This window comes from Rhizobium sp. C1, from assembly GCF_021026335.1.
Classification (GTDB): domain Bacteria; phylum Pseudomonadota; class Alphaproteobacteria; order Rhizobiales; family Rhizobiaceae; genus Ensifer_A.
The window spans coordinates 1-25,968 of record NZ_JAJNCY010000008.1 but is presented as its reverse complement, the minus strand read 5'-3'; the positions used below and the strand labels follow the sequence as shown (position 1 = coordinate 25,968).

General features: G+C 62.9%; 22 protein-coding genes. 15 read left to right on the top strand and 7 right to left on the bottom strand.

Translation table 11 applies throughout. The annotated features are described in order from the left end of the window. The first annotated feature begins 93 nt into the window (after window positions 1-93). The 5 genes from LQK83_RS16410 to LQK83_RS21765 all read left to right on the top strand — a co-directional run bounded on the left by LQK83_RS16410 (window position 94) and on the right by LQK83_RS21765 (window position 6,195). Complete coding sequence (locus LQK83_RS16410; protein ID WP_230838478.1) at window positions 94-879, top strand: cyclase family protein; 786 nt, start codon at window positions 94-96, stop codon at window positions 877-879. A gap of 265 nt (window positions 880-1,144) precedes the next feature. Continuing rightward, a complete protein-coding gene (locus LQK83_RS16405) occupies window positions 1,145-2,734 on the top strand; it encodes a phytoene desaturase family protein (protein ID WP_230838477.1) in 1,590 nt (529 codons plus the stop codon). A gap of 58 nt (window positions 2,735-2,792) precedes the next feature. Next, on the top strand, window positions 2,793-3,299 hold the full coding sequence (locus LQK83_RS16400; protein ID WP_230838476.1) for a MarR family winged helix-turn-helix transcriptional regulator: 507 nt from the start codon (window positions 2,793-2,795) through the stop codon (window positions 3,297-3,299). A 91-nt stretch (window positions 3,300-3,390) separates the two neighbouring features. After that, window positions 3,391-4,782, top strand: a complete 1,392-nt coding sequence (locus LQK83_RS16395) for a methyl-accepting chemotaxis protein (RefSeq protein WP_230838475.1) — start codon at window positions 3,391-3,393, stop codon at window positions 4,780-4,782. A gap of 189 nt (window positions 4,783-4,971) precedes the next feature. Then, entirely contained in the window at window positions 4,972-6,195 is a 1,224-nt protein-coding gene (locus LQK83_RS21765) for a sensor domain-containing phosphodiesterase (RefSeq protein ID WP_230838474.1), read from the top strand. Between the two features lie 49 nt (window positions 6,196-6,244). Here the strand turns inward: LQK83_RS21765 and LQK83_RS16385 are convergent, their stop codons facing one another. Both LQK83_RS16385 and LQK83_RS16380 read right to left on the bottom strand, forming a co-directional pair. Next, window positions 6,245-7,795 carry an indolepyruvate oxidoreductase subunit beta family protein gene (locus LQK83_RS16385; protein WP_230838473.1) on the bottom strand — a complete coding sequence of 517 codons (1,551 nt, stop codon included), beginning with the start codon at window positions 7,793-7,795 and terminating at the stop codon, window positions 6,245-6,247. Between the two features lie 14 nt (window positions 7,796-7,809). Next, a complete protein-coding gene (locus LQK83_RS16380; RefSeq protein ID WP_230838472.1) occupies window positions 7,810-9,963 on the bottom strand; it encodes an indolepyruvate ferredoxin oxidoreductase subunit alpha in 2,154 nt (717 codons plus the stop codon). 256 nt (window positions 9,964-10,219) lie between these two features. Between LQK83_RS16380 and LQK83_RS16375 the strand changes: the two genes are divergently transcribed. The 6 genes from LQK83_RS16375 to LQK83_RS16350 all read left to right on the top strand — a co-directional run bounded on the left by LQK83_RS16375 (window position 10,220) and on the right by LQK83_RS16350 (window position 16,315). Further along, window positions 10,220-11,755 carry an ABC transporter substrate-binding protein gene (locus LQK83_RS16375; RefSeq protein ID WP_230838471.1) on the top strand — a complete coding sequence of 512 codons (1,536 nt, stop codon included), beginning with the start codon at window positions 10,220-10,222 and terminating at the stop codon, window positions 11,753-11,755. A 381-nt stretch (window positions 11,756-12,136) separates the two neighbouring features. Next, a complete protein-coding gene (locus LQK83_RS16370) occupies window positions 12,137-13,147 on the top strand; it encodes an ABC transporter permease (RefSeq protein ID WP_230838470.1) in 1,011 nt (336 codons plus the stop codon). Between the two features lie 49 nt (window positions 13,148-13,196). Next, window positions 13,197-14,042, top strand: coding sequence for an ABC transporter permease (locus LQK83_RS16365; RefSeq protein ID WP_230838469.1), 846 nt, complete (start codon window positions 13,197-13,199; stop codon window positions 14,040-14,042). Further along, the gene (locus LQK83_RS16360; protein WP_230838468.1) at window positions 14,039-14,911 is read left to right on the top strand and encodes an ABC transporter ATP-binding protein; all 873 of its coding nucleotides are present in this window, start codon (window positions 14,039-14,041) and stop codon (window positions 14,909-14,911) included. Before LQK83_RS16365 ends, LQK83_RS16360 begins: the two co-directional genes overlap by 4 nt. A 1-nt stretch (window position 14,912) precedes the next feature. Next, on the top strand, window positions 14,913-15,758 hold the full coding sequence (locus LQK83_RS16355; protein WP_230838467.1) for an ATP-binding cassette domain-containing protein: 846 nt from the start codon (window positions 14,913-14,915) through the stop codon (window positions 15,756-15,758). 14 nt (window positions 15,759-15,772) lie between these two features. Then, complete coding sequence (locus LQK83_RS16350) at window positions 15,773-16,315, top strand: VOC family protein (RefSeq protein WP_230838466.1); 543 nt, start codon at window positions 15,773-15,775, stop codon at window positions 16,313-16,315. A 275-nt stretch (window positions 16,316-16,590) separates the two neighbouring features. On the opposite strand, the gene LQK83_RS16345 is transcribed toward LQK83_RS16350, so the two are convergent. Together LQK83_RS16345 and LQK83_RS16340 are read right to left on the bottom strand one after the other, a co-directional pair. Continuing rightward, on the bottom strand, window positions 16,591-16,935 hold the full coding sequence (locus LQK83_RS16345) for a GIY-YIG nuclease family protein (protein WP_230838465.1): 345 nt from the start codon (window positions 16,933-16,935) through the stop codon (window positions 16,591-16,593). Window positions 16,936-17,230: 295 nt separating this feature from the next. Beyond that, entirely contained in the window at window positions 17,231-18,220 is a 990-nt protein-coding gene (locus tag LQK83_RS16340; protein WP_230838464.1) for an AraC family transcriptional regulator, read from the bottom strand. A gap of 157 nt (window positions 18,221-18,377) precedes the next feature. On the opposite strand from LQK83_RS16340, the gene LQK83_RS16335 reads away from it, so the two are divergent. From LQK83_RS16335 to LQK83_RS16325, 3 genes are read left to right on the top strand one after another with little or no spacing between them, the layout of a single operon-like run. Continuing rightward, complete coding sequence (locus tag LQK83_RS16335; protein WP_230838463.1) at window positions 18,378-18,893, top strand: flavin reductase family protein; 516 nt, start codon at window positions 18,378-18,380, stop codon at window positions 18,891-18,893. Window positions 18,894-18,939: 46 nt separating this feature from the next. After that, window positions 18,940-19,725 (top strand): SDR family oxidoreductase, encoded by a 786-nt coding sequence (locus LQK83_RS16330; protein ID WP_230838462.1) that lies wholly within the window; start codon window positions 18,940-18,942, stop codon window positions 19,723-19,725. Window positions 19,726-19,763: 38 nt separating this feature from the next. Then, entirely contained in the window at window positions 19,764-21,002 is a 1,239-nt protein-coding gene (locus LQK83_RS16325) for a styrene monooxygenase/indole monooxygenase family protein (RefSeq protein ID WP_230838461.1), read from the top strand. A gap of 63 nt (window positions 21,003-21,065) precedes the next feature. On the opposite strand, the gene LQK83_RS16320 is transcribed toward LQK83_RS16325, so the two are convergent. The 3 genes from LQK83_RS16320 to LQK83_RS16310 form a co-directional block, all read right to left on the bottom strand. Beyond that, entirely contained in the window at window positions 21,066-21,824 is a 759-nt protein-coding gene (locus LQK83_RS16320) for a YoaK family protein (RefSeq protein ID WP_230838460.1), read from the bottom strand. 300 nt (window positions 21,825-22,124) lie between these two features. Then, window positions 22,125-23,519, bottom strand: a complete 1,395-nt coding sequence (locus LQK83_RS16315; RefSeq protein WP_230838459.1) for a TIGR02594 family protein — start codon at window positions 23,517-23,519, stop codon at window positions 22,125-22,127. A gap of 133 nt (window positions 23,520-23,652) precedes the next feature. Continuing rightward, on the bottom strand, window positions 23,653-24,222 hold the full coding sequence (locus tag LQK83_RS16310) for a winged helix DNA-binding protein (protein ID WP_230838458.1): 570 nt from the start codon (window positions 24,220-24,222) through the stop codon (window positions 23,653-23,655). A gap of 189 nt (window positions 24,223-24,411) precedes the next feature. Here LQK83_RS16310 and LQK83_RS16305 point away from each other — a divergent pair, with 189 nt between their 5' ends. Then, window positions 24,412-25,515, top strand: a complete 1,104-nt coding sequence (locus tag LQK83_RS16305; RefSeq protein WP_230838457.1) for an LLM class flavin-dependent oxidoreductase — start codon at window positions 24,412-24,414, stop codon at window positions 25,513-25,515. Window positions 25,516-25,968 lie beyond the last annotated feature (453 nt).

Sequence of the window (25,968 nt, the reverse complement as noted above, 5' to 3'; positions counted from 1 at the left end):
TGCATTTACATATTTTGTGATCTAGCGTCGCCTCAATGCAGGACCCGGCCGGGCTTCCGCCGGGTGCGCATCCGCCAATAAAAGGGGATCACCATGTCGGATACAAGCTCACTTTCGCAACTCGCCACCCAGCTTCTGACCGGCAAGGTCAAGGTTGTCGACCTCACCGCACCGCTCGGCCCGGAAACGCCGGTTCTCTATCTGCCGCCGCAGTTCGGCAAGAACACGCCGAACGTCAAAGTGCACGAAATCTCGGCCTATGACGAAAACGGTCCGTTCTGGGCCTGGAACTGGCTGGAACTCGGCGAGCACACCGGCACGCATTTCGATGCGCCCTGTCACTGGATCACCGGCAAGGACCATGTCGGCAACACGACCGACACCATCCCGCCGCAGAATTTCGTCGCCCCGGTCAATGTCATCGACCGTTCCAAGGAAGCGACCGAAAACCCGGATTACCTGCTGACCGTCGACAGCATCAAGGAATGGGAAGCTGAGAACGGCGAGATCGAAGCCGGTTCCTGGGTGCTCATGCGCACCGACTGGTACAAGCGCAACGGCTCGACCGAAACCTTCCTCAATGCCGACGAAAACGGCCCGCATTCGCCCGGCCCGACGGCGGAAGCCATCGAATATCTGCTCTCCAAGGGCATTATCGGCTGGGGCCAGGAAACGATCGGCACGGATGCCGGTTCCGCCGGCGGCATGAACCCGCCCTTCCCGGCGCATAACCTCATGCACAAGGCCAACAAATACGGCCTCGCCAGCCTCTCCAACCTCGACCAGCTTCCGGCCAAGGGCGCGATTTTGATTGCGGCTCCGCTCAAGTTCGTCAAGGGCACGGGCTCGCCGGTGCGCGCGCTGGCGCTGATTGCGTAAGGCGTTAAGAGACCCCTCCCTAGCTCAACGTCCATAAAGAGGGCAGGGCGGTCGCTCCATTCGTCTCCCCCCTTGTGGGGGAGATGGCGGCAGCCAGAGGGGGACTTCGCCACGAGCGCTGAGCAAGCAGAAAGAAAGACCCCTCCCCAACCCTCCCCACAAGGGGGAGGGGGAGTTGCCGCTGCGGCGAACCCCTCTGAGCCGAGAGGTACGAGTTTGCTGCATCCTCTGCACAACACCAACCATCCCCAGCAGGAGATGACCCATGAGCGATCCGGATTACATTATCGTCGGCAGCGGCATCAATGCGCTGGTGGCAGCGGCCATGCTGGGGAAGAAGGGCAGGAAGGTTCTCGTTCTCGAGCGCAACGCCCAGATCGGCGGGTGCCTGCGGACGGAAGAGATCACGGCACCGGGCTTTGTGCATGACGTGATGGCCACCACCATGGTGCTGTTCATGACCTCGCCGGCCTTTGCAGCGCTTGGCAAGGATCTCGAGGCGCGGGGGCTGGAGTTCTGCCATTCGGCCACGCCGACCGGGGTTCTCAGGCCGGATGGATCGCATGCGATCCTTGCCATGAACCGGGCGGAGAATGTCGCGAATTTCGACCGGCTAGCCCCCGGCGACGGGCAGGCCTTCGATCGCGAGATGAACCGCTTCGGCGGCAATGCCGGCTTTGTCTTCGGGCTGCTCGGCGGCAATCTCTGGTCCATGGCGACCGCAAAACTGGTGGCAAAGGAAGCCTGGTCGCGCGGCCTGAAGGGCTTGGCCGCCTTCTTCGGCGAGGCGCTGGCGCCGGCGCGGTCGTATCTCGAAACCACCTATCAGTCGGACGAGATGAAGGCGCTGTGGGCGCCCTGGGCGCTGCATTGCGGGCTGGGACCGGAAAGCAGCTATTCGGCCGAGATGGTCAAGGTCATCGGCTTTGCCGTCGAGCTGGCCGGCTGCCCCATCGTCAAGGGCGGCGCGGTGAACCTTTTGAAGGCGTTTGAAAAGCTTATCACCGATCAGGGCGGCCAGATCGTCACCGGCGCCGACGTCGATGAGGTCATCCTGGGGCCGGGCGGCAAGGCCACTGGCGTGCGCCTCACCGATGGCCGCAGTTACAAGGCCGGTGCCGGCGTGATTGCCTCCATGACCCCCGACCAGATCTACAAGCGGCTCCTGAAGAGCGGCGCGGCGGCCCTGCCGGACTATGTGAAGGACGGGCTGAAGGCCTATCGCTACGGCAAGGGCAACATGCAGATCCACTATGCGCTGAAGGCCGCGCCGCGCTGGAAGGCGGGCGAGGGCTTAAGCAAGGTGGCGCTCCTGCATCTCACGCCCGGCCTCGACGGCGTGTCGCGTTCGGCCAACGAGGCGGAGCGCGGGCTGTTGCCGGCCGAACCCACAGTCTGCGTCGGCCAGCCGACCTCCTTTGATCCCAGCCGCGCGCCGGAAGGGCAATCGATCCTCTGGCTGCAGCTTCCCGATACGCCGCGCTACATCAAGGGCGATGCGGCGGGCAAGCTGGACTGCCCGGCGGGTGGTGGCTGGACCGAGGCGCTCCGCGAGGCCTTTGCCGATCGTGTGGAAGCGATGCTGCGCCACCATATCGAGAATTTCGACGAGGTGGTGATTGCGCGCCGCGTCTATTCGCCGGCCGATCTCGAATTCATGAACATGAACCTTGTGGGCGGCGATCCCTATGGCGGTTTTTGTGGGCTCGACCAGTTTTTCCTCTGGCGTCCGTTCAAGAGACCGAATAACCACATGACCCATGTGCCGGGGCTCTACCATATCGGAGCATCCACCCATCCGGGGCCGGGCCTTGGCGGCGGATCGGGCTTCCTGCTCGCATCCTCGCTCAAATGAGGATTGTTAGCCGACGAATTATTTCGTCGCGCTGACCCGACAAGTGGGAGAAGACTGGATGGACAACGGCTTTTCCGGCGCGGTTCCGGCACCTGGGGTCACCGAGGATGGCCGCATGCCGTCGCTCGGCGAAATGGGCCTCAACCATTTCGCGCCCTATATCATGAACCGCGTCATGGCGCGCTGGAATGCCAATCTTTCCGAAGAGCTGCGCGCCCGCGATATCACCACGGCAAAGATGCGGGCGCTCGCCGTTCTTTCGGTCTCGACCTCGCTGACGATCAACGAACTGTCGGTTCTCGGCGTCACCGAACAGTCGACCATGAGCCGCACGGTGGATTCGCTGGAAGAGCAGGGGCTGATCAGCCGCACGCCGCGGCCCGACGACCTGCGCGTGCGCGATGTCTCCATCACCGAGGAAGGCCGCGCGGTCTTCAACGAGGTCTGGCCGCTGATGTATGACGGGCTGCGCCAGATGTTCCGCGACATCGACGAGGACGAGTATCGCGCCTTTCTGAATACGCTGCACAAGATCCTGCGCAATGTTCGCAAGAACGAGATGTGAGACATTTGACGATTGCTATATATTTAAAACAATTTTAATCGTCTTTCTTTAGAATCTCTCCACATAATGTTTTGGACAATGGAGAGCGGGCGTGTTCAAGAATCTTTTCGGCAAGCCGGAGAATTTCCGACAGGAGGCCGCGGCTTTCATTTTTGAAAGCATGCCGGACTCTCTTTGCGTGCTGCGCGAAGGCAAGATCATCGAATTCAACGATGCGTTCGTGAAAATCATGGGCCGCCCGGCAGAACAGCTGAAGGGTATCAGCCCGAACGATTTCTCTCCGGAGTTCCAGCCAAACGGCGCCCGCTCCGACGATATGGCCATGGAACACATCCAGAAGGCCTTGCGCGAAGGCTATGATCGGTTCGACTGGCATGTCGTGCGAGGCGACAAGACTGCGTTCCATGTCAACGTGACGCTGATGCGCTGGCCGCGCGGCGACGAGATGCTGCTGATCTGCCTCTGGCGCGACATCGATGAGTTAATGGAAATGCGCCGCCGCGAGGCCGCCCGCATGGAAGAAATCCGCCAGGCCGCCGCCAACGACCAGCGGACAATTGCAGCACTGGCCGAAGGGCTGAAGGCGCTGGCCGCCGGCAAGCTCTTCGTTTCCATCGATCAGGCCTTCGACCCCAAGACCGACGCGCTTCGGCGGGACTTCAACGACGCGGCCGATGCACTCTGCCGCGAGATCTCCGAAATCGCCTCTGTTGCCGGTTCCATGTCGAAAAGCTCGCGCGAAATCGGTTCCGCCACGCGGGATCTGGCATCGCGCACCGAGCGGCAGGCGGCCAGCCTCGAGGAGGCCTCGGCCTCGATCAAGCAGATCGTAGAGAGCATCAGCGCGACCGCAGACTTTGCCCGCAAGGCCAAGGGTCTCGTTGATATGGCCCGCGGCGACAGCTCGGCCATCGGCACGATCGTCGAGCGCGCAGTCGCCTCAATGGAGCAGATTTCCCGTTCGTCGTCGGAAATCGGCAAGATCATCGGGGTCATCGACGAGATCGCCTTCCAGACCAACCTGCTTGCGCTGAATGCCGGCGTTGAAGCCGCGCGTGCCGGCGAAGCGGGCAAGGGCTTCGCGGTCGTGGCGCAGGAAGTCCGCGAACTGGCCCAGCGCTCGGCCTCGGCCGCCAAGGAAATCCGCCAACTCGTCACCACCTCCGAGCGGCAGGTGAAGGATGGCGTGGAGCTCGTCGGCGAGACGGGCGGCGCGCTGTCTCGCATTGCCGGTCATGTCGAGGAAATCGGCAGCGCCGTCGTCCAGATCGAGAAATCCGCGCAGGAGGAAGATGTGGCGATCCGGGAAATCAACAAGATGATCGCCGAGATCGACCAGGTCACCCAGCATAACACCGCCATGGTCGAGGAGACGGTGGCCGCCATTCACTCTCTGAACGAGGATGTCAGCGATGTGGAGACGCGGGTTTCCCGCTTCGCGCTGCAACGGCAGGCCGCACATCCGGCCCGGCGCGTCGCCTGAGAAAACGCGCGCAGACTCTATGGCCTGGACGTTTTGTTAAAGCTTGAGTTGTATTGTATTCACCTGTAGGCCGATTCGCGCCGCCAGCGCGATGCGACGTTAAATACACGCCATTGCGCCTTGCATGTTTCGAAGCCGTGTTGCGGGCTTGGAGCACGGCGAGGCGCTTCTGGGACCCAAGGGGGCAAGGTGAGCAGTTTTCGTGATGCCGGCGTCGCACCGACGCCGTTGTCGGCGTCCGTCGCAGGGCATATCAATCTTATCCTCGATACGATCCGCGCCGAAATGAGCATGGACATCGCGTTTCTGGCGGAGTTTCACGAGGCGGCACGCGTGTTTCGCGGCGTCTCGGCGCGGGTTGAAAATCCGCCGATCCGCGCCGGTGACATTCATCCGCTCGGCGCTGGCTATTGCCTGAAGGTGGTCGAAGGCGCGCTGCCGGAGGTCATTCCCGACACGGCGGATGTGCCGCTCACGGCGGAGATTCCGGCAACGGCCGACGTGCCCATCGGCGCGCATCTGAGCGTGCCGGTGAAGCTTGCCGACGGGCAGATTTACGGGACGCTCTGCTGCTTCAGCTTCCAGGCGCGCCCCAATCTCGGCAATGCCCAGCTCTTCCTGCTGCGACGGCTTGCCGATTTGATGGCCAGCATGCTGGCGGCCGATGTCAGCACACAGAAGAAGCGCACCCGCGCCCGCAAGCTGGTCGAGACGGCCCTGGCCGCCGGCGATCCGGGGATCGTGTTCCAGCCGATCGTCAACCTGAAGACGCGCGCCATCACCGGCTTCGAGGCGCTGTCGCGCTTCAGGACCGAGCCGCAGCGCAGCCCCGACAAGTGGTTCGCCGATGCCGATTTCGCCGGGATCGGCAGCCGTCTCGAGCTTATCGCGGCGCATCGCGCGATGTCCGAGAGCCGCATCCTGCCGCGCGACATGTCGATCAACATCAATCTGTCGCCGAAAACGATCCTGACAAGCAATCTCGAGCCGCTTCTTTCGCTGATCGATCCGAGATTTCTCGTCATCGAGATTACCGAACATGCCGCCGTCGACAATTACGACGACTTGCAGGCCGCGCTCAGAGCGATGCGTCAGCGCGGCGTAAGGATCGCCATCGACGACGCAGGCGCGGGTTACGCCAGCCTCCAGCACATCCTGAAGCTCGAGCCTGACGTTATCAAGTTCGATACGAGCCTGACACGCGGGATCGACACAGACCCCTCGCGCATCGCCATGATCAGCGCGCTGACGGAATATGCCCGCCGGACGAAGTCGACCGTGGTCGCCGAAGGCGTCGAGACGCCGGAGGAGGAAAGGACGCTGCGCGAACTGGGCGTCCACAAAGGCCAGGGTTACCTCTTCAGCAGGCCGAAGCCGGCGGGTGAGTTTAGAGGGGTGGCTAAGGCGGGCTAAGTGCGAAGCACCTCTTCTCTCCTTGGGGAGAAGGGGAACAGCACCCTGCTTACAGGCTCGCCACCGTCTTCAGTGCCCCATCCAGCGCAATCCCGCCTTCGTCGAGCAGCGCTGCCTGACGAAGCCGGCGCATCCACGCCGCACCATCCTCGCGGCCCGTCAGCATCGGCAGGGCCGACATGACGCGGTCGAACTTGGAGAGGCCGCGGACATGGGTGTCCGAATAGCCCTTCACGAGGCGACGATTGCCGAGGACCTCGACGGCGAGGTCGTAATTCTGCGGCAGGACGTTGAGTGCGGTCCTGATCCACGCATCGCGATGCGCCATTTCGATGGAGTGGCGGAGGCTGCCGCGGCGGAAGCGGCGCAGCGACGAGACGAAATAGAGACCGGCGAACCAGAAGAGCGTGCCGGTCTTGACGCGGCGGCCCTTGTCGATGCGGCGGTTGAGCCAATTGAACAGGGCAGGGCGGTTTTCGATGAAGCTGCCCAGCCCCTTCGGCAGCGTGCCGCAGACCTCTTCCATGCGCGGATGCATGTATTCGGTCGTGTAGAGGATCTGGTCGGCCTTGACGCCGACTTCCTTCTTCACGCGGTCGAAGCGGCTGCCGCGCGTCTTCAGATCGGCGACACGGATCACGTCGTCATAGGCCATGGCGATGGCGACATATTTGGCGGCCTGGCTCGTGAAGGCGAAGTCCTTCTCCATACCTCCATTGAGCTTGTCGGCAGCGTGGAGTTTCGCGACTTCGGTCAGGTACTCATCGGCATAGGCCGGGTCCTGAAAGTCCGTCAGCTTCTTCACACCGGCATAGAGCATCGGCTGGATGTTCTCCGGAAACTCCTTGCGGATGCGGGTCAGCAGCCTGTCCAGCGCCGGATGGCCGGCGGTCTGCGGGATTTCGGCGAAGGTCTTGCCGGGCGTGGCCGAGACCTTGTCATTGCCGCCGCGCAGCACGCGGTCATAGGCCGCGTTGAAGGCGCGGAGGCTGGCTTCCACGCCCTTGCCGCCCTTGCGCACGGTCGCCTCGAAGGCTTCCTTGGAGAAGGGCAGCGCGCCCGACGCAGCGAGCGAACCGAACATGGAGGCGGAAATGACGCTACCGTTCTTGGTGGCCAGCGTGTCCATATCGAAGGCGATGGTCTTCTTCGCGGCGAAATCGGTGGCATCGACCACGATGGTCGGGTTGCCGATGCCGTCGCCGGGCTTTTCCTTTTCGCCGACCGCATAGGAACGATGGGTGGAGGCAATCAGCATCGTCTTGTCGGGGGTAACGAGGCCGCGCAGCACGGAGCGGCCGGCCTCCATCAGCTCGGCGGCGAGCACGACATCGACATCGCCCGGCGTCGGCATCAGCGCCAGAACCGGATGAGCGCCGTCGCGGGCCTTGATGAGTTCGAGATAATAGATCGTTGCACCCGTGCGCTGGGCGACGCCCGGCACGGAACTGGTCTGCGCGACCCAGCCTTCGGATTCGGCCAGATCGACGATCCAGTCGGCAAGCACACCGCCGCCCTGACCGCCCATGGCGAGGATGGCAAGCGACAGCGGCTTGTCGTGGGAGAGGGCGGCGAAGGCATTATCGACATGGATGTTCATGATATTCACCCCTCTCAATCTGCAAAGACGACGCGGCCGCTCGCGCGGCGCGACTGGAGCCAGCCGATGACGGCCTTGCGCACACGATGCGCGAAGCGGTCCCAGCCGGTCGGGTTATGGATGACATCGGCGCGATAGAAGGAGGGGCACAGCACCGCCGCTTCCGACACTTCGCCGCAATTGCCGCAGCCGACGCAGGAATTGTCGATGGCCGCGACCGGATCGTCCTTCAGCGGATCGTCCGTATGCTTGACCGAAAGGGAGGGACAGCCGGAGAGGCGGATGCAGGCGTGATCGCCCGTGCAGACATCCTCGTCGACGCCGAAGCGCTCCTTGACCATGCGCTTGCCGTCCTTGACGGCCTTGGCGAATTGCGGCTTCACGCGGCGCTGCTTGTTGAGCATGCATTCGGATGAGGCGACGATGATCTTCGGGCCGGGCTCCTTGGTCGTCAGCGCTTCCTTCAGCGTGTCGCGCATCTTCGCGACATCATAGGTGCGGTCGATCTGGCGGACCCAGGTCGCGCCGATTCCCTTCACCGCATTGACGATGGAATTGTTGGTCTTGCGGCGCGGGTTGATGGCGCGGGACGACAGGATGTCCTGGCCGCCGGTCGCCGCCGAATAGAAGTTGTCGACGACGAGGATGACGCCATCCTGCTTGTTGAACACGGCATTGCCAACCGAGGTCGCGAGCCCGTTATGCCAGAAGCCGCCATCACCCATGACCGAGATGGAGCGCTTGTCGGCCTCGACATTGAAAGCGGAGGCGGAAGCCGGGCCAAGACCGTAACCCATTGTCGTGCCGCCGATGTTGAAGGGCGGCAGGATGGAGAAGAGGTGGCAGCCGATATCGGCCGAGACGTGATGTTCGCCGAGTTCCTTTTCGACCAGCTTCATGGCCGCGAAGATCGGGCGCTCCGGACAGCCGGTGCAGAAGCCGGCGGGGCGCGGCGGGACGACTTCGGCCAGCGCCTTGACCTTGGGGTCGGTGAGAATCGGATCGGGGTTCGGCACCGGCGGGCGGTTGCCGAGCAAGCCCGGTGCATTGGCCTCGATGAAGGCGCCGAGCCCCTTGATGAGCACCGGCGTCGTATATTCGCCACCCAGCGGCAGCACGTCCTTGCCGGACACTTTCGTCTGGATGTCTCTGCGGCGGAAGAGCGTGTGCAGCGTGTGCTCGATATATTCCGGCGCGCCTTCCTCCACCATGAGGATCGCCTTCTTGCCGGCCGCGAATGCGATCAGCTCGTCATCGACCATCGGGTAGGAGACGTTCATGACATAGAGCGGCACGCGGGAATTGCCGTAGACATCGGCAAGGCCGAGATGCTGGAGCGCGCGCATCGCGCCATTATAGACGCCGCCCTGCAGCACGATGCCGATCTCGCCTTCGCTCGGGCCGAAATGTTCGTTGAGCTTGTTGGCCTTGATGAACTCGACGGCGGCGGGCCAGCGCTTCTCCAGCTTTTCCTTCTCATGGACGAAGGAGGCCGGCGGCAGAACGATGCGGTTCACGTCGCGGCGCGGATTTTCCAGCGCTTCCTTCAGCGTATATTCGGGCCGCTTGTTGTCCTTGGCGACGAAATGGCCGTGGACGTGGCAGGAGCGGATGCCGACCTGCAGCATGACCGGCGTGTTGGAGGCTTCCGACAGCTCGAAGCCCTTTTCGACGGCGTCCACAATCGAGGGAAGGTTCGGGCGGGGGGTGAGCAGCCACATCTGCGACTTCATCGCAAAGGCGTGGCTGCGCTCCTGCATGATCGAGGAGCCTTCGCCGAAATCCTCGCCGATGATGATCAGCGCGCCGCCGGTGACGCCGCCGGAGGAGAGGTTGGAAAGCGCGTCAGACGCCACATTCGTGCCGGCGGTGGACTTCCAGGTGACGGCGCCGCGCACCGGATACATCACCGAGGCCGAGAGCATGGCGGCGGCGGCCGCTTCGGACGCGGAGGTCTCGAAATGCACGCCCAGCTCTTCCATGACATCCTTGGCATCGGCCAGCACGTCCATGAGATGCGAGATCGGCGAGCCCTGATAGCCGCCGACGTAAGAGACGCCCGATTGCAGGAGCGCCTTGGTGATGGCGAGGATGCCTTCGCCTCTGAAAATGTCACCTTCCTTGAGCTTCAGGTCTTCGACTTCACGCGCAAATGATCGCTCTGCCATGACATTCCCCATCTTGTTGGCAAGTTATATGCAAATGCATATTTCATCTCCTGGATCGTGTCAATTGCATAAATCTCCACCGCTCACGCGCGCGATTGCCTTTATATGCGGCGGAGCGGAAATATTCCATTTCATATTATTTTCGAGAAATGCGCCAAGCGACCCTTGTCAAAATCCGGATTTTCATTTTAAGTTTCAAACAATCACAAAATCCGGAAAACCGGAAATCCGTTCAAGGGGAACTTAGGAGTCCAAAATGACTGACTTGACGCGTCGTGGCGTACTGGGATTGGGTGCGGCTACCGTTCTGACCGGCATTCTCGCCGGCCGAATTCCGGTTCAGGCTGCCGAAACGAATACTCTGACAATTGCCTTCAACTCGAACCTGCCGTCCTTCGACGGCACGGTCGGCCTGTCGGGTGTGAACCCGGCGATCCAGGCGATCTATCGCTCCATCTATGACCAATATATCGGCCAGAAGCCGGACCTGTCCTTCGAGCCCGGCCTGCTGACGGCCTGGGGCTGGAACGACGATAAGACCAAGGTCTATATGGATGTGCGCGAAGGCGTGAAGTGGCATGACGGCTCGGACCTCACGCCCGAAGACGTCGTCTGGTCGCTGACCCGCGCCGGCAAGCCCGAGACCGGCAACCCGGTAGCCGGCGTCTGGGCCGGCATCGGCAATTTCAAGGTCGAGGGCAAGCGCATCACGGCCGACGTTCTCGCCTTCGACCCGACCATCTTCAAGTGGATGGCCTTCCTCACCGGTTATGTCCTGCCCAAGGCCTATTATGAAAAGGTCGGCGCGGAAGGTTTCGAAAAGAAGCCGATCGGCACGGGCCCCTACATGTTCGACGCTTACGAAGGCAATTCCTTCCTGCGTCTCAAGGCCAACCCGAACTACTGGGGCGCCAAGCCGGCCTTCGACACGGTCATCTTCAAGTTCGTGACCGACCCGACCAGCCGCGTCGCCGAAATCGAAAGCGGCTCGTCCGACGTGACGCTTGAAATTCCCTATGAGGAGTTCGACCGCCTCAAGGCCAAGAAGGGCTTTGCCGGGGTCTCCTCGCCGATCTCCGATATCGGCATGATCTTCATCACCAATGTCGAGCCGATGCTGGACAAGAATGTGCGTCTGGCCGCCCATCACGCCATCGACAAGGCCGGCATCGTCAAGAAGCTGCTGCGCGGCTATGGCGTGCCGATCGACACGCTGGAAGCCCCGGAATATGCCGCCTTCGATCCCTCGATCAAGGTTCCTTATGATCCCGACAAGGCCGTCGCCCTTCTCAAGGCTTCGGGCTATTCGAAGGACAAGCCGGTCAAGTTCAAAATCCAGACCACGCGCGGCCTGAAGCCCAAGGATTACGAGATGATCCAGGCCATCGTCGGCATGTGGCGCAAGGTCGGCATCGAAGCCGAGATCGAAGTCTACGAAATCGCCAAGCACTTTGAACTGCGCGCCGGCCACAAGCTCGCGCCCGCCGCCTTCTACAACTGGGGCAACGCGATCGGCGATCCGACGACCTCGACCGGCTTTGCCATGTTCTCCAAGTCGCCGCATTCGGCCTGGAAGACCGACGATGTCGACGCGCTCATCGGCCCGCTCTGGGGCGAAAAGGACGAGGCCAAGCGCATCGCCGGCTGGAAGGCCGCCGACAAGTATATTGCCGAGCAGGGCTATGTGATCCCGCTCCTGCAATATGTGCAGCCCATCGTCTTCAAGTCCTCGCTGAAGGTGACGCCGAACGTGTCGAGCGCGCTGCAGCCGACGCTGGTGTCGAAGGCGTAAGCTTAAGGGCTTCGGCGGTGCGGTTTCGCCTTCTCCCCCCTTTTGAACAGGGGGAGGGGAGAAGGTGGCCCGCAGGGTCGGATGAGGGGCTTTTGCGGCGGGCTTCGTTGCAAGTTCTGCCGTGTGGTTCCCCCTCACCCCGCCTCCGCTGACGCTCGGCGACCCTCTCCCCAAGGGGAGAGGAGGTCCGAGAGGCTGCGGCACACTCCCTCTTCTCCCCCTGGGGAGAAGGTGGCGCGAAGCGCCGGATGAGGGGTTCCCACGTCCGAAGCCGCTGCTCGCAGGTGGATGAGGGGGCTCCCTCCGCCCCAAAAAGCTAAAAGAGACCGCACCATCGCGATCTCCCAATCTCACGACTTCGAAGGCAACAGGAAGGTTCCGATGACCGCTTCCGATCTTCTCAATCGTCTTTTCATGGCGGTGCTGACGCTGATGGGCGTCGCCGTCATCGTTTTCTGTCTCTTGCGCATCGTGCCGGGCGATCCGATCGCCATGATGATCTCGCCGAGCGCGACGCCAGCAGACATCGCCGCATTGCGCGCCCATTACGGCCTCGATCTCGGCCTGCCGCAGCAATTCGGCATCTGGTTCATGGATGTGCTGAAGGGCAATTTCGGGACCTCGATCTCGCAGCGCCGCGATGTCATGGAGCTGATCGGCGAGCGGCTGCCCGCAACGCTGGAACTCGCCTTCGCCGCCCTCGTCTTCGGCGTGCTGGCCGGCGGCGTCATCGCCACGCTCGGCACATTGGCGCGCCGCACCACGCTTGATCCGGCGCTCGACTTCATCAACGGCCTGTTTCTCGCCGTGCCCGATTTCGTCTGGGCGCTGGCGCTGGTCCTGCTGCTCGGCGTGTTCTGGCCGGTGTTTCCGCTGTCCGGCCGTATCGATCCGACGCTTTCGACGTATTTTCATACGGATTTCTACCTGATCGAAAGCCTGGTGACCTTCAAGTTCGCCGCCTTCGGCGATCTGATCGCCCATATGGTCATGCCCATGCTGGCGCTCGGCCTGCCGCTCGCGGCCATCGTCGTGCGGACGCTGAAAGAGGCGCTCGCCGAGGCCATGGTGCAGGATTACGTGCTGCTCGCCCGCCTCAAGGGCATGTCGCCGCTCCGCCTCGTCCTGCAGGAAGCGCTGCGCAATGCGGTTGGCCCGACGCTGACGCTGACCGGCGTACAATTCACCTTCATGATCGGCGGCACCGTCATCGTGGAGCGCATCTTCTCCTATCCGGGCCTCGGCAACATGGCGATCGACGCCGTCATCAACCGCGACCTGCCGCTGATCCAGGGCATCGTGCTCACCTTCGGCGCTATCTTCATTCTCGTGAACATTCTCGTCGATCTCATCGCCGGCTGGCTGAACCCGCGGGGTGCGGCCCATGGCTGAGATCGTGACCACCACTGCGGACGCCCCCGTCCCCCTCCGGAGCTTTCCGATGAAAACCATCAAACCGCTTTTGCGTGAACCGCGGGTGGTGATCGCCGGCGGCTTCCTCCTCCTGCTCCTGCTGATCGCGATCTTCGCGCCCTACATCGCGCCGAAGGACCCGCTGGAGCAGGACCTGATGCTCGGCAACATGCCGCCCGTCACCTCACCCGGCGCGGAGCCGGGCTATTATCTCGGCACCGACGATCTCGGCCGCGACGTGCTGTCCCGCGTGCTTTACGGTTCGCGCATCGCGCTGACCGTCGCCTTTGTCGCTGCAAGCCTCTCCGCCGTCATCGGTACGCTGATGGGCCTCGCCGCCGGCTGGTATGGCGGCTGGGCGGATCGCATCATCTCCCGCCTCGTCGATATCTGGATGGCCTTTCCGCCGGTACTGCTCTCGGTGCTGCTCGTCGCCGTGCTCGGCTCGGGGCTCCATTCGGTCATCGCCGCCATCGTCATCATCGACTGGACACGCTTCTGTCGCGTCGTGCGGGCCGAGACGATGGCGCAGGCGCGGCTGGATTACGTGATGGCCGCCGAAACGATCGGCTTTTCCCGCAGCCATATTCTCTGGCGCGAGATCCTGCCCAATGTCGCGCCTGTCCTCATCGCCGTTGTCAGCCTCGAAATGGGCATCGCCGTCATTGTCGAGGCGATCCTGTCCTTCGTCGGCCTCTCGCTCTCCTCGGATATCCCGACCTGGGGCGGGATGATCGCCCAAGGCCGCCAGATGATCCATCAGGGATGGTGGGTCTTCGTTTTCCCTCTCATCGCGCTCTTCGCCACCGTTCTCGCCTTCAACCAGCTGGGCAACGGTCTGCGCAAGGCGCTCGACCCGGTGATGCGCCGATGACCCAGTCCCTTGTTGCTATCGAAGGCCTGAGCGCCATTTCCACCCGTGACGGCGGCGCGCCCGTGCTGCGCGACGTGTCTCTCACGCTCGAAAAGGGCGAGGTGCGCGGTCTCGTCGGCGAGTCCGGCGCGGGCAAATCCACCATCGCCAAGGCGCTGCTGGGCATACTGCCCTCCACGGTGAAAGTCACCGGCGGCTTCATCCGCTTCGAGGGACGCGACCTGCTTGCCATGCCGCGCCGCGAACTCTCCGACCTCATGGGCCGCGAGATCACGCTGATCCCGCAGGACCCGCAGACGGCGCTCAATCCGGCGCGGCGCATCGAGGCGCAGCTGACCGACGGGCTGCGGCTCAAGCTCGGCATGGGCAAGGCTGCGGCGCATGAGCGCGCCCTGCAGCTTCTCGACGAAGTGCAGATCCGCAATCCGGAACGCGTGCTCGCCGCCTATCCGCACGAGCTCTCCGGCGGGATGCGCCAGCGCATTCTCATCGCCTCAGCCTTCGCGCTGAACCCGAAGCTGGTGGTCGCCGACGAACCGACGACGGCGCTGGACGTGACGGTGCAGAAGGAGATCCTGCGCCTCATCCGCCGCATGCAGGAAGCCCACGGCACGGCCGTGATCTTCGTCACCCACGATCTCGGCGTGGTCGCCAAGATCTGCGACCGCGTGACGCTGCTTTATGCCGGCAAGGTGATCGAGGACGGCGCCACCGCCGGCATGCTGACGGCCCCGAAACACATCTATACCAGCGCGCTGATTGCCGCCGGCCCCCGCTACGACCGGCCGAATGCCGGGCTGGAGCCCGTGCCGGAGGCCGTATTCCGTCAGCTGCGCGCCGAAATCGGCATTGCCGAGAGGAGAGTGTGAAATGAGCGATCTTCTCTTTGAGGCACGAGGCGTCGAAGTCACCTATGGCCAGAGCAAGGGCCTGTTCGGCCATGGCCGCCCCGGCGTGCGCGTGCTGCATGGCGTCGATCTCGCGATCCGGCGCGGCGAGACCGTGGGCATTGTCGGGGAATCCGGCTCGGGCAAGACGACTCTCGGGCGGGCTCTCTTGAAGCTCGTGCCCGTTTCCGGCGGCGCGATCCGCTTCGACGGGCAGGACATCACGAACCTCTCAGCTGACGCCATGCGCCCCTTGCGCCGGCGTATGCAGATGATCTTCCAGGACCCGATGGCCTCGCTCAACCCGCGCCACTCGATCCGGCAGATCCTCACCGAACCGCTCATCCTGCACGGGCTTGCGACCGACCGGCGCGATGCCGAGCGGCAGGTGCGCGCCATTCTCGACCGCGTCTCGCTGCCGCCCGTAACACTCGACCGCGCCCCGCACGAGCTTTCCGGCGGCCAGCGCCAGCGCATCGGGATCGCGCGCGCCGTACTGATGAAGCCGGATTTCGTGCTCGCCGACGAGGTCGTCTCCGGTCTCGACGTCTCCACCCAGGCGCAGGTGCTCAACATCCTGAAGGCGCTGTCGCAGGAAATGGGTCTCGCCATGGCCTTTATCAGCCACGACCTCTCCGTCATCCGCGCCGTCTGCGACCGCGTCACCGTCATGCGCTTCGGCGAGGTGGTGGAGGAGGGGCCGTGCGAAACCGTCTTCGACGCTCCGCAATCGCACTACACGCGCCTGCTGCTCGACGCCATTCCGCTGCCCGAAATCGATGACGGCTGGCTGACGCGGCCGGCGCCGTCACTCGAAAACGCTGCCTGAGGGGAGAAACTTCCATGACCGTTCAAAAGGGCCTGCCCGGCCTCGTCGGCCACGACCATACCGGCCTCACCGTGCCGAACCTCGACGAGGCGATCGACTTCTTCGACTGCGTGCTGGGCTGCACCCATGTGCTCACCTTCGGACCGATCGGCGACCCGGAGGGCAGCTTCATGACCGACGCGCTCGGCGTCCATCCGCGCGCCCGCATCGAACGCGTCGCCATGATCCGCTGCGGCAACGGCTCGAACCTCGAACTCTTCGAATATTCCGCCCCCGACCAGCGCGACCTCAAGCAGAAAAACAGCGACATCGGCGCCTTCCACATCGCCTTCTACGTCCGCGACATCGCGGCGGCGAAGGCCTATCTGGACGAGATGGGCGTGGAAACGCGGCTGGGGCCGCTGCCGATCGAGGACGGCCCGATCGCGGGGCAGTCGATTTTGTACTTTCAGGCGCCCTGGGGCCTGCAGTTCGAGGCGATCAGCTATCCGAAGGGGATGGCGTATGAGGCGACGAGTGAGGTGTTGTTGTGGCATCCGGAGAAGCCGGGGGTGTGAGGTTGCGATTGCGTCATTACATTCTATGATGGGCTCCTTCCCCACACACGCTCATTGTTTGACGAAGAGCCTACCTCAACCTCCGTCATCCCGGACTTGATCCGGGATCCAGTGCGCGATGTCTATCGCGCGGGAGACTCTTTTTACGCCGCATCCTCGAAATAAGTCCTTTCAGCCCGCAGACGCGGGCTGGCTGGATCCCGGATCAAGTCCGGGATGACGGTGGGTGGGGGGAGCGCCTCCGAAACATTCACCATTTCGCCTGCGGGAACGGCCTACAAGGATGCGACTTTGCCTGAGCTGACCAAGACGCCTGCGAGGCAGCAAACTCTCAACAATAACAAATAATGCGCGATATCGTCCCAATCCGGGTTCATCGCTTCAATCAACTCCAGCTTCCACTTGCGCGGCCAGTTCTTGATCGCCTTCTCGCGAGTTATCGCATCCGTAACGAGATCGAACTCCTCGAACCACACCAATGTCTTCACCCCATAGGTCGAGGTGAAACCCGGCGTGAGATTGTTCTGATGTTCGTAAAGTCGTCGCGGCAGATCGCTGGTGACGCCGGTGTAGAGCGTTCCGTTGCGTTTCGAGGCGAGGATGTAAACGTAGCCTTTCATGCTATGGTTGTGCATGAGGTTGCATGCGGTTGCAAGATACGGACGGAGATTGTTTGGCGCAGAAGGGGCTTACCTTCTCTCCGTCATGCCGGACTTGATCCGGCATCCAGCCAGCTCGCGTCTGCGAGCTGAAAGGAGTCTCTTATGCCGTGCCGGGACATGAAGTGTCTCCCGCGCGATGGACATCGCGCACTGGATCCCGGATCAGGTCCGGGATGACGGAACCGAGGGGCTGTCACCCGCCTGAAACAACCTAAGCATTCGCTGCGCGAACAATAACTGCGCCCATGAAGGCTCACCGCCCCCGCACCCGCCGCAACGTCTCCGACGGGCTTTCCCCATAGACCTCGCGATAAGCCGCCGCCGCCCGCCCCAGATGCCCGAAGCCTGAGGCCAGAACCGCGTCCGCCACATTCAGCGTCGGCGTCGGCTTCAGCAGCGCATGGCGCAAGCTCTCCAGCCGTGCCTGCTGGACGCCATCCAGCAGCGTGCGGCCGAGCGCCTTGCGGTAGGCGTCCTGCAGCGTCCGCAGCGGAATGCCGGCGGCGCTGGCGATGTCGGCCATGGAGATGTTGTCGCTCGCGCGTGCGCGGATGAATTCTTCCGCCTTGCGCACGGCGGCGGAGCCGGCATCGGCGGCAGGGAGACTAAGGGCGCCGGAGACGTTGTTGCCGAGGCCGTTCAGCAGCAGCGAGATCAGGCCGTCGCGCAGCATGGCGCGGTACGCATCCGGCAGGCCAGACCCGCCTTCCGCCGCCTCGACCATCATGCGCGCATGCGCCATGAGGCTGCGGCCGACGGGGGCGGTGAGGTCGATTGCGGGTGTAAACTCGATCGCCGCGCGCGGGCGATGCGTCATCGTCTCGAAGAAATCCTCCACCATGCGGCGGCGCATCAGCACGATCAGCTTTTCGCAATCCTGCTTCCAGACCATCCGCGAGGCGAGCGTCGGCGAGAGGATCGAGGCGCGGTGGCCTGCGGCGACATCGACAGTCGCGGTGCCGCTGCGCACATGTGCGGCACCTTGGACGGGTAATTGCAGCAGGAAGAAATCGGAGAGTTCGCCCGGGTCGATCTCCACCTCCGCGCCGTAGGCGACGAAATTCACCGAATAGCCGGGCTGCTCCACCGCGTTGTGGACGGCGTGAAAGCCTTCGGCCGAGCGGTCGCGGACATCGAGGAAGTGCGGGCAGAAGATGCGGCCGATGGCGTCACGCGCCTCGTCCACGGCGCGGGTGTCGACCAGACCGTGATGCTGAAGAGGCTTTTCCTGCGCATCGAACATCGGCGGTTTCCCCGTCACGAGCTCAAATCAAACCACACCTGCCGGATTTGGACAACACCCTGCGCAAATTGGATTGCCGATTGTCAAATCCGGTTCATGATTAGTTTAAACATAAAATGAATGGAAAATCCATTCGGCTAAAAACGGGAACATGACAATGGGTAGCGATCTCTTCCGTGCCGGAATGCGCCGTCTTGCAGGCGGTGTCACCATCATCACCTCGCTGGACGCCGAAGGGCGTCGCTGCGGGATTACGGCGACCGCCGTCTGTTCGCTCTCCACCGAGCCGCCGTCGCTGATTGCCTGCGTCAACCGCTCGACCTCCATTGCCGCCGTCGTCGAACATCGCGGCGTCTTCGCCGTCAACGTTCTGGCCGAGGATCAGCGCCCGGTCGCCGAGACTTTTGCCGGACGCACCGGCCATGCCCGCGAAGACCGCTTCGCCGTGGGCGAGTGGATCGATGACGGCACCGGCGCGCCGGTTCTGGCGGATGCTTCCGTCTCCTTCGATTGCAAGCTCGCCGAGATCCACGAATTCGGCACCCATATGATCCTCATCGGCGAGGTCATCTCGACTCGCTGCGCCGACGGCGAAACGCCGCCGCTGATCTATGGCGACGGGGCGTTTTTGACGGCGCGTCTCGCGGCAGCGTCGGCCTCCGCCGCGGCCTGAGCAACATCACAAAAAAGCATCGTTAGAACGACAAGGGGAAGCCATCATGAATGGACTGAACGGGAAAACTGCGATCATTTCTGGCGGCGCGACGCTGATCGGGCAGGGCATCGCCGAGGTGCTGAAAAATTACGGCGTGACGGTCGTGATCGCCGACATCAACAAGGAGGCCGGCGAGAAAGCCGCCGCCAAGGTTGGCGGCAACACGCATTTCATCGCTACCGACATCACCAACGATGACGACATCGCAGCCCTGGTGAAGGCCACGGTCGAGAAGACCGGCCGCCTCGATTTCCTCGTCAACGTCGCCTGCACCTATCTCGACAATGGCGCCGAGACGACGCGCGGCGACTGGCTGAAGGCGCTGGATGTCAACATTGTCGGCTCCGTCATGCTGATGCAGGCCGCGCGCCCGCATCTGGCCGCCAACAAGGGCGCCATCGTCAATTTCGGCTCTATTTCGGCGCGCGTCGCGCAGACCGGTCGCTGGGTCTATCCCGTCTCCAAGGCCGCGATCCTGCAGCTGACGCGCAACCAGGCGATGGATCTCGCGCCCGATGGCATCCGCGTCAATGCCGTGTCACCGGGCTGGACATGGTCGAACATCATGCAGGAACTGACGCATGATACGCGCGCCAAGGCCGACGCGGTCGCCAAGGATTTCCATCTGCTCGGCCGCACCGGCAGCCCGAGCGAAGTGGGCGAGGCGATCGCCTTCCTGCTTTCCGACAATGCCAGCTTCATCACCGGCACGGATATCCGCGTCGACGGCGGCTACACGGCCATGGGCCCGGAAACCAACGTTCCGGCCATCCCGCGCCTGATGGACTGAACCTCATCACTTGAACAAACCAAAGAAAGGGGAATGACATGACCAAATCCAGACATTTCACCATCGTGGGCGGCGGCCAGTCCGGCCTGCAACTCGGCATCGGCCTTCTCAAGGCCGGCCATGAAGTGCGCATCGTGCAGAACCGCACGGGCGAAGACATCGCCAAGGGCAAGGTCATGTCCAGCCAGTGCATGTTCGATCAGGCTCTGCAGAACGAGCGCGATCTCGGCATCAACTTCTGGGAAGCCGAATGCCCGACGGTCGACTCGATCAGCTTCACGGTTCCCTCGCCGGAAGGCAACGGCGCCAAGGCCATCGACTGGAACGGCAAGCTGGACAAGGTCGCGCAGAGCGTCGATCAGCGCGTCAAGATCCCGCACTGGATGAAGGAATTCGTGCGCCAGGGCGGCGAAATGGTCATCCACGACGCCGGCATCGAAGACCTCGAAACCTATGCCAAGCAGAGCGATCTGGTGATCGTTGCCGCCGGCAAGGGTGATATTGCGAAGATGTTCGAGCGCGACGCCTCCCGCTCGCCCTTCGACAAGCCGCAGCGCGCCCTGGCGCTGACCTATGTGAAGGGCATGGAAAAGCGCCCCGACCATTCGGCCGTCAATTTCAACCTCATCCCCACGGTCGGCGAATATTTCACCTTCCCGGCACTCACGACCACAGGCCCCTGCGACATCATGGTGTTCGAAGGCATTCCGGGCGGCCCGATGGACTGCTGGAAGGACGTCAAGTCGCCCGAAGAGCATCTGGCGAAGTCGAAATGGGTGCTGGAAACCTTCACGCCCTGGGAAGCCGAGCGCTGCAAGAATATCGAGCTGACCGACGATAACGGCATTCTCGCCGGCGCGTTTCCGCCCACGGTGCGCAAGCCCGTTGGCCGCCTGCCCTCCGGCGCCATTGTTCTCGGCATGGCGGACGCCGTCTGCCTCAACGATCCGATCACCGGCCAGGGCTCCAACAACGCTTCCAAATGCGCCAAGGCCTATATGGACGCGATCCTCGCCCATGGTGACCGCGCCTATGACGAGGCCTTCATGGTCGCGACCTTCGAAGGCTATTGGGCCTATGCCCAGTTCGTCGTCGGCTGGACCAATGCGCTTCTCGCGCCGCCGCCGCCGCATGTGCTGAACATCATGGGCTCGGCCCAGGCCTATCCGGACCTCGCCAAGCGCATCGCCAACGGCTTCAACGACCCGCGCGATTTCTTCCCCTGGTTCGCAGTTCCCGAAGAGGCGGACGCCTATCTCACGCGTCTTGCCGCCTGACGGATACCTCCCAGTTCAAAGGCGAACCCTTGGCCGCGTTTCGACGCGGCCTTTTTTGTTGTCTCAGTCTGCGGAGTCGCTTGCGAAGCCAGATGATCCCTTGCGGCCAGCGATGCGCCGCGACCGTGAAATGCCGGTCAATGAAATCGCGAACAGCAGGCCGGCAGCGACCATGAACAGCCAGCCGGCGATGGCCTGATAGATGACGACACCGAGAACGCCGCCCGCGAGAAAGGCGGCAATCGTATAAAGATGCAGGCGCAGCTTCGAGCGGTTATGCGCCGCATCGGTCTCGCGGTCGCGCCCGCGCAGGATGTCGAAGGCGATGCCGAGTTCGATGCCGATATCGGTCGCCATGCCGGACACATGCGTGGTGCGCACACGCGCATCCGAAATCCGCGTCACCACCGCATTCTGCAGGCCCATGAGAAAGGCGAGGCCCAGCACGACAACCGGCGTGCGCCACGCCTCCAGCAGCCAGAGATCGGCGCATCCGAGCAATGCCAGCAGAACGGCTTCCGTCAGGACGCTATAGGCATAGATGCCATGCACCTGACGCCGCCGCCCGGTATTGATGAGCAGCGTCGAAACACCGGCGCCGAAGATAAACGCGAAGACGATGCTGAAATAGAAGAGCGCGGACTGCCACTGGCCTATTGCGAGATGATCCGACAGCGTCGAGACATTGCCGGTCATGTTGGCGGAAAAGAAGCCCACCGAATAGAACGCCGCCGCATTGAGCGCACCTGCCGTTCCGGCCAGCGTCACCGCGAGGTTGAGATCGACGCGTTCATCACGGGCTTGCCCCTGCTGCAACAGCATGCGGTGTTCTTTCTGGGCGACTTCAAAGGATAAGGGGCGAATACACCCGTTGAAGCCGGGTCGCAATGTCGATGTGGGATGAAAGATAAGGTTGGGGAGGGGCGGGAAGCCGAGTCAAACCCGCTTCTCACTCTTCGTCATGCTCTGAAATGTTGTCACGCCCGAGGATCTGCTGGCGGGGCCAGGCAAACGACCTTGCTGCAGGAATCCGGCGCAGGCAGATGGCCGGGACGGGCCCGGCCATGGACGCCTTGGGAGAACTTCGGGCGGATTGGGGCGGCGACGGCGGCTCGGGAGCCGTCACCCCCGGCGGATGCTGAGAAGCTGGTAGGGTGTGGTCCCCACCATTCCGCCCTTTGGGTAGCTACTGTAGCAGACCCTGTCGCCCTGGTTGCCGCCGAGAAGCTTGATCTGCGTTCCCTGATCCTCGACGAAGAACCCGACATGCCCGTGTCCCTCCGGGAGCGGCCCACGGGCGAAGACCGCGATGTCGCCTTCCTGCGGGGTTCTGGTCACGTCCTGCCCCCAGTTTTCCCAGCTTCTGGCGCTCTGGCTGTCTGTGCCTTCCATGCCGGCCTGTTCAACACAGTAATTGACGAAGGAAGAGCACCACGCCACGGAATCGGCGGTGCCGTCAGTGTGGTCGGTTGAGCGGTGATACAGGACAATGCGGGGATTGTCGCCCGGCCCGGGCACCTCGGCGACGCCCTGTGCCAGTTCCGCCTTCGCCACCTCATAGGGCGTCTTGCCCATGGCCGATACGATGGGGAACCCGCCCGACAGTACCGTCAGATAGTTGGCGCTGACATAGCCGTCGAACCCGCCGTCGCCATTCACATCCACCTTGGCCCAGCCGTCGGCGCGTTCCAGAACGACCACCGGCGCGCCCTTGGCCAGCACTTTCAGGATCGGGAAATTCGTGCCCGGTCCCCCGCGCAGGTTCAGCGCACCGGTGGTGCGGATTTCGGCGAGTTCGGTGTGTTTGGAAACGGCAGCGAGAAGGCGGGAGCTCGCGCCCATTTCCAGCGTGCCGCCCTGCGCCGCGGCGGCGCGAAACTGACCGAAATCGGTCCATTTCGCCCCGACGAAATTGCCATCATAGCCCACGCCCTTGTAGGACATGGCGTTGGGCAGCTGATAGAGCGCCCATTGATCGGTTTTCAGCATGTCTCTGGAGCCGGACCATCCGCTTCCCGCAGCCAGCCATATAAGGTCTGCGTGGCCGGCGTCGCGGACGGCTTTGCAAATCATCCCGGAGCCGTATGCGCCGACCCGATAGGTCCCTTTCAAGGCTTCGGAGACGACCTCGAAATAGTCGAGGATCGACGCGATCTCATCGTGATGTGTAAAGTCGAAGTCCACGGCGAAATAGATCGCCGAGCCGACCGGCTGGCCGAGCTGCTTTGCGAGGGCCAGGGCCCTTTCAGCGTCCCTTTTCCCCGTCTGGGCGCTGAGATCTTCGATATGCGCCGTATCATGGTCGTTGTTGGGTGCACCGGCGCGCTGTTCGAACACCACCGCCAGCGAAAGGCCGCCTTGCAGAATGGCATCATATTCCGCCTTCTCGATGCATTTCTGCGGCAGTTTGGTGGAGTTCTGATGGTTGTAATAGCGGATGACCGTATCCACCCCGGCGGCCTTCAGCTCGGCAGCATATTGCCCGATCTGCCACGGACTATCGATAACCTTGTGCATCTATTGGTTCCCCCAGCTGCGTTGATGGCAAGACACGCCGCATCCGGGTAGACGTTAACATTCACTCTTTAAGGTTGCAATTCGAATCAAGGGTAACTTTATGTTGCAATCAGGCATGCCCGGCCCGAGATCGTCACCGGGGCAGCCGCCGATGCGTTGCCGCCGTCCTTGCCACCTGTTCGTAAATGCCCGTCAGCAGATCCAGCGTTTCCGCCGCATCCTGAAGCCGCTTGCCGAGGTTCGGCACCGATTGCACGGCCTTGACGAGAAGAGCCGCGCGGATGTCGGCATAGCGGTCGGTGATATCGCGGCCGGCTGGCGTGACGGTGTAGGTGACGCCGGAGCGGCCGCTGCCGGTGCGCTCCACGAGGCCGGCGCCGATCAGCTTGCGCAGGCTGTATTGCATATTGGGAATGTCCTCGCGGTTGGAGAGCCGGGCGATGTCCTTCAGCGTCTTCGGCCGATCGTTCATGCGGATGATGTGCAGCATGGCGTTTTCCGGACCGCTCGCGGTGAGGTCGAGAACGGTGGAGAGGCATTCCGTCTGCCAGCGGCCGAAGGCCTCGAAGGCGCGCATCAGCGCATATTCCAACTCGGCGACATCCATCTCGACAGGCGTGCGCGCCAGATGCCAGTGGCGGTCGAGGCCGCTATCCTTCTTCGCATCGGCGCCCTTGCCGGCGTTACCGTTCTTGTCCTGCATGTCCCGCACCTCACTCCGACTCGTCCCCGACATTAACCGCGCTTGCGCCCCCGCTCCAAGCCCGGTGCGGCCAGCGCTGAAAAATAGCGATTTGCGAACTTCCGCCGTTGACAAAGTTCAGACTTCAAATAAATTTTCTATCGTAAATTCTAACAAAACTTCTGGGGAACTACTATGACAGAGAACTCGATGTTCGCTGAAGGCCAATTCGTGCTCGGAACCTTCGCGTCCAACTGCTCCGGCGGCATGTCCGTCACCAAAGTGCCCGAACGCTGGGTCAATTCCTGGGACAACAATCTCAAGCTCGCCCGCCTGCTCGACGATGCCGGCATCGACTTCATGCTGCCGATCGCCCGCTGGATCGGCTATGGCGGCGAGACGAATTTCCATGGCGGCGTGCTGGAAACCATGACCTGGGCGGCGGGACTTCTCGCCAGCACGCAAAACATCAACGTGTTTGCCACCATCCACACGGCGGCCAACCATCCGGCGGTCGTCGCCAAGCAGATCGCCACCATCGACCAGATCAGCCGCGGCCGCATCGGCCTCAATATCGTCGCCGGCTGGAACGAGCCGGAATACAAGGCGCTGGGCCTCGACCTGCCCGCCGGCCATGAAGAACGCTATGCCTATGCGCAGGAATGGTTCGACGTGATCAAGGCGCTGTGGAGCTGCACAGAGACCTTCGACTGGGACGGCGCCTTCTTCAAGCTCAAGGGCATTCTCGGCGACCCGCGCCCGTCACGGAAAGTTCCGATCCTCAATGCCGCCGGCTCCGGCGAGGGCAGGGCCTTCGCGGTCAAGAATGCCGATTTCCTCTTCACGCCGGCGATCGATCTTTCCCGCTCCGGCGAGGAGATTGCGGCCCTGAAGCAGCAGGCCCGCGATGTCGGCAGCAAGGTCGGCGTGCTCACCTTCAGCCATGTCGTCTGCCGCCCGACGGAGAAGGAAGCGAAGGACTATCTCCAGCATTTCGGCCAGGACAATGCCGACTGGGCGGCGGTCGACAATCTCGTGCGGCTGCAGTTTGCGCACGCGCATTCCTTCCCGCATGATCTGCTGGCGCTGATCCGCGACCGCATGGCTGCAGGCCATGGCGGCTTCCCGCTGGTCGGCACGCCGGAACAGGTGGCCGAAGGGCTGATCGCGCTCCACAAGGCCGGCTTCAACGGCACGACGCTCTCCTTCGTCGATTATGCCGAGGAGTTCCCCTATTTCCGCGACACCGTGCTGCCGATGCTGGAGAGCGCCGGTATTCGGCGGGCGGTCACGAAGGCGGCGAAGGCGGCTTGAGGCGAACCGCAACTTCCTCCATCATCCCGGCCTTGAGCCGGGATCCAGCTGCGCGATGTCTATCGCGCAAGAGGACTCTTTTTGGGAGTCTTTCCAGCCCGCAGACGCGGGCTGACTGGATGCCGGATCAAGTCCGGCATGACGGAAGAGAGCGGCCTCCCTTTCTGAAGCAACTGAGCGTTAGGCGAAGACCCCTCCCCAACCCTCCCCACAAGGGGGAGGGGGAGTGACTGTCGTGCTTCCGGGTGCCCACGCGTCGAAACTGAGTGTTTCTTCTCCTCCGCCGCCGCCGTGGGGCAGGCGCTCACCACGAGTCGTCTCCCCCCTTGTGGGACCGTTGCATAATGCGATGTCTTCGCGGCTGGGAGATTGTTAGACGTGCCTTATCGAGCCCGGCCTCTGTTTTGGCCGGGTTTTTGGTCGTTTGGGTTGGCTTTGGGTGTTTCTAGGCGC

Excerpts from the sequence above, each read along its gene's own strand:
- LQK83_RS16405 (WP_230838477.1), top strand. The coding sequence starts at position 1,145 with ATGAGCGATCCGGATTACATTATCGTCGGCAGCGGCATCAATGCGCTG.
- LQK83_RS16360 (WP_230838468.1), top strand. The coding sequence starts at position 14,039 with ATGACCCAGTCCCTTGTTGCTATCGAAGGCCTGAGCGCCATTTCCACC.
- LQK83_RS16410 (WP_230838478.1), top strand. The coding sequence starts at position 94 with ATGTCGGATACAAGCTCACTTTCGCAACTCGCCACCCAGCTTCTGACC.
- LQK83_RS16400 (WP_230838476.1), top strand. The coding sequence starts at position 2,793 with ATGGACAACGGCTTTTCCGGCGCGGTTCCGGCACCTGGGGTCACCGAG.
- LQK83_RS16340 (WP_230838464.1), bottom strand. The coding sequence starts at position 18,220 with ATGTTCGATGCGCAGGAAAAGCCTCTTCAGCATCACGGTCTGGTCGAC.
- LQK83_RS16325 (WP_230838461.1), top strand. The coding sequence starts at position 19,764 with ATGACCAAATCCAGACATTTCACCATCGTGGGCGGCGGCCAGTCCGGC.
- LQK83_RS16375 (WP_230838471.1), top strand. The coding sequence starts at position 10,220 with ATGACTGACTTGACGCGTCGTGGCGTACTGGGATTGGGTGCGGCTACC.
- LQK83_RS16385 (WP_230838473.1), bottom strand. The coding sequence starts at position 7,795 with ATGAACATCCATGTCGATAATGCCTTCGCCGCCCTCTCCCACGACAAG.
- LQK83_RS16330 (WP_230838462.1), top strand. The coding sequence starts at position 18,940 with ATGAATGGACTGAACGGGAAAACTGCGATCATTTCTGGCGGCGCGACG.
- LQK83_RS16320 (WP_230838460.1), bottom strand. The coding sequence starts at position 21,824 with ATGCTGTTGCAGCAGGGGCAAGCCCGTGATGAACGCGTCGATCTCAAC.
- LQK83_RS16380 (WP_230838472.1), bottom strand. The coding sequence starts at position 9,963 with ATGGCAGAGCGATCATTTGCGCGTGAAGTCGAAGACCTGAAGCTCAAG.
- LQK83_RS16365 (WP_230838469.1), top strand. The coding sequence starts at position 13,197 with ATGAAAACCATCAAACCGCTTTTGCGTGAACCGCGGGTGGTGATCGCC.
- LQK83_RS16305 (WP_230838457.1), top strand. The coding sequence starts at position 24,412 with ATGTTCGCTGAAGGCCAATTCGTGCTCGGAACCTTCGCGTCCAACTGC.
- LQK83_RS16350 (WP_230838466.1), top strand. The coding sequence starts at position 15,773 with ATGACCGTTCAAAAGGGCCTGCCCGGCCTCGTCGGCCACGACCATACC.
- LQK83_RS16355 (WP_230838467.1), top strand. The coding sequence starts at position 14,913 with ATGAGCGATCTTCTCTTTGAGGCACGAGGCGTCGAAGTCACCTATGGC.
- LQK83_RS16310 (WP_230838458.1), bottom strand. The coding sequence starts at position 24,222 with ATGCAGGACAAGAACGGTAACGCCGGCAAGGGCGCCGATGCGAAGAAG.
- LQK83_RS16370 (WP_230838470.1), top strand. The coding sequence starts at position 12,137 with ATGACCGCTTCCGATCTTCTCAATCGTCTTTTCATGGCGGTGCTGACG.
- LQK83_RS16335 (WP_230838463.1), top strand. The coding sequence starts at position 18,378 with ATGGGTAGCGATCTCTTCCGTGCCGGAATGCGCCGTCTTGCAGGCGGT.
- LQK83_RS16315 (WP_230838459.1), bottom strand. The coding sequence starts at position 23,519 with ATGCACAAGGTTATCGATAGTCCGTGGCAGATCGGGCAATATGCTGCC.
- LQK83_RS16345 (WP_230838465.1), bottom strand. The coding sequence starts at position 16,935 with ATGAAAGGCTACGTTTACATCCTCGCCTCGAAACGCAACGGAACGCTC.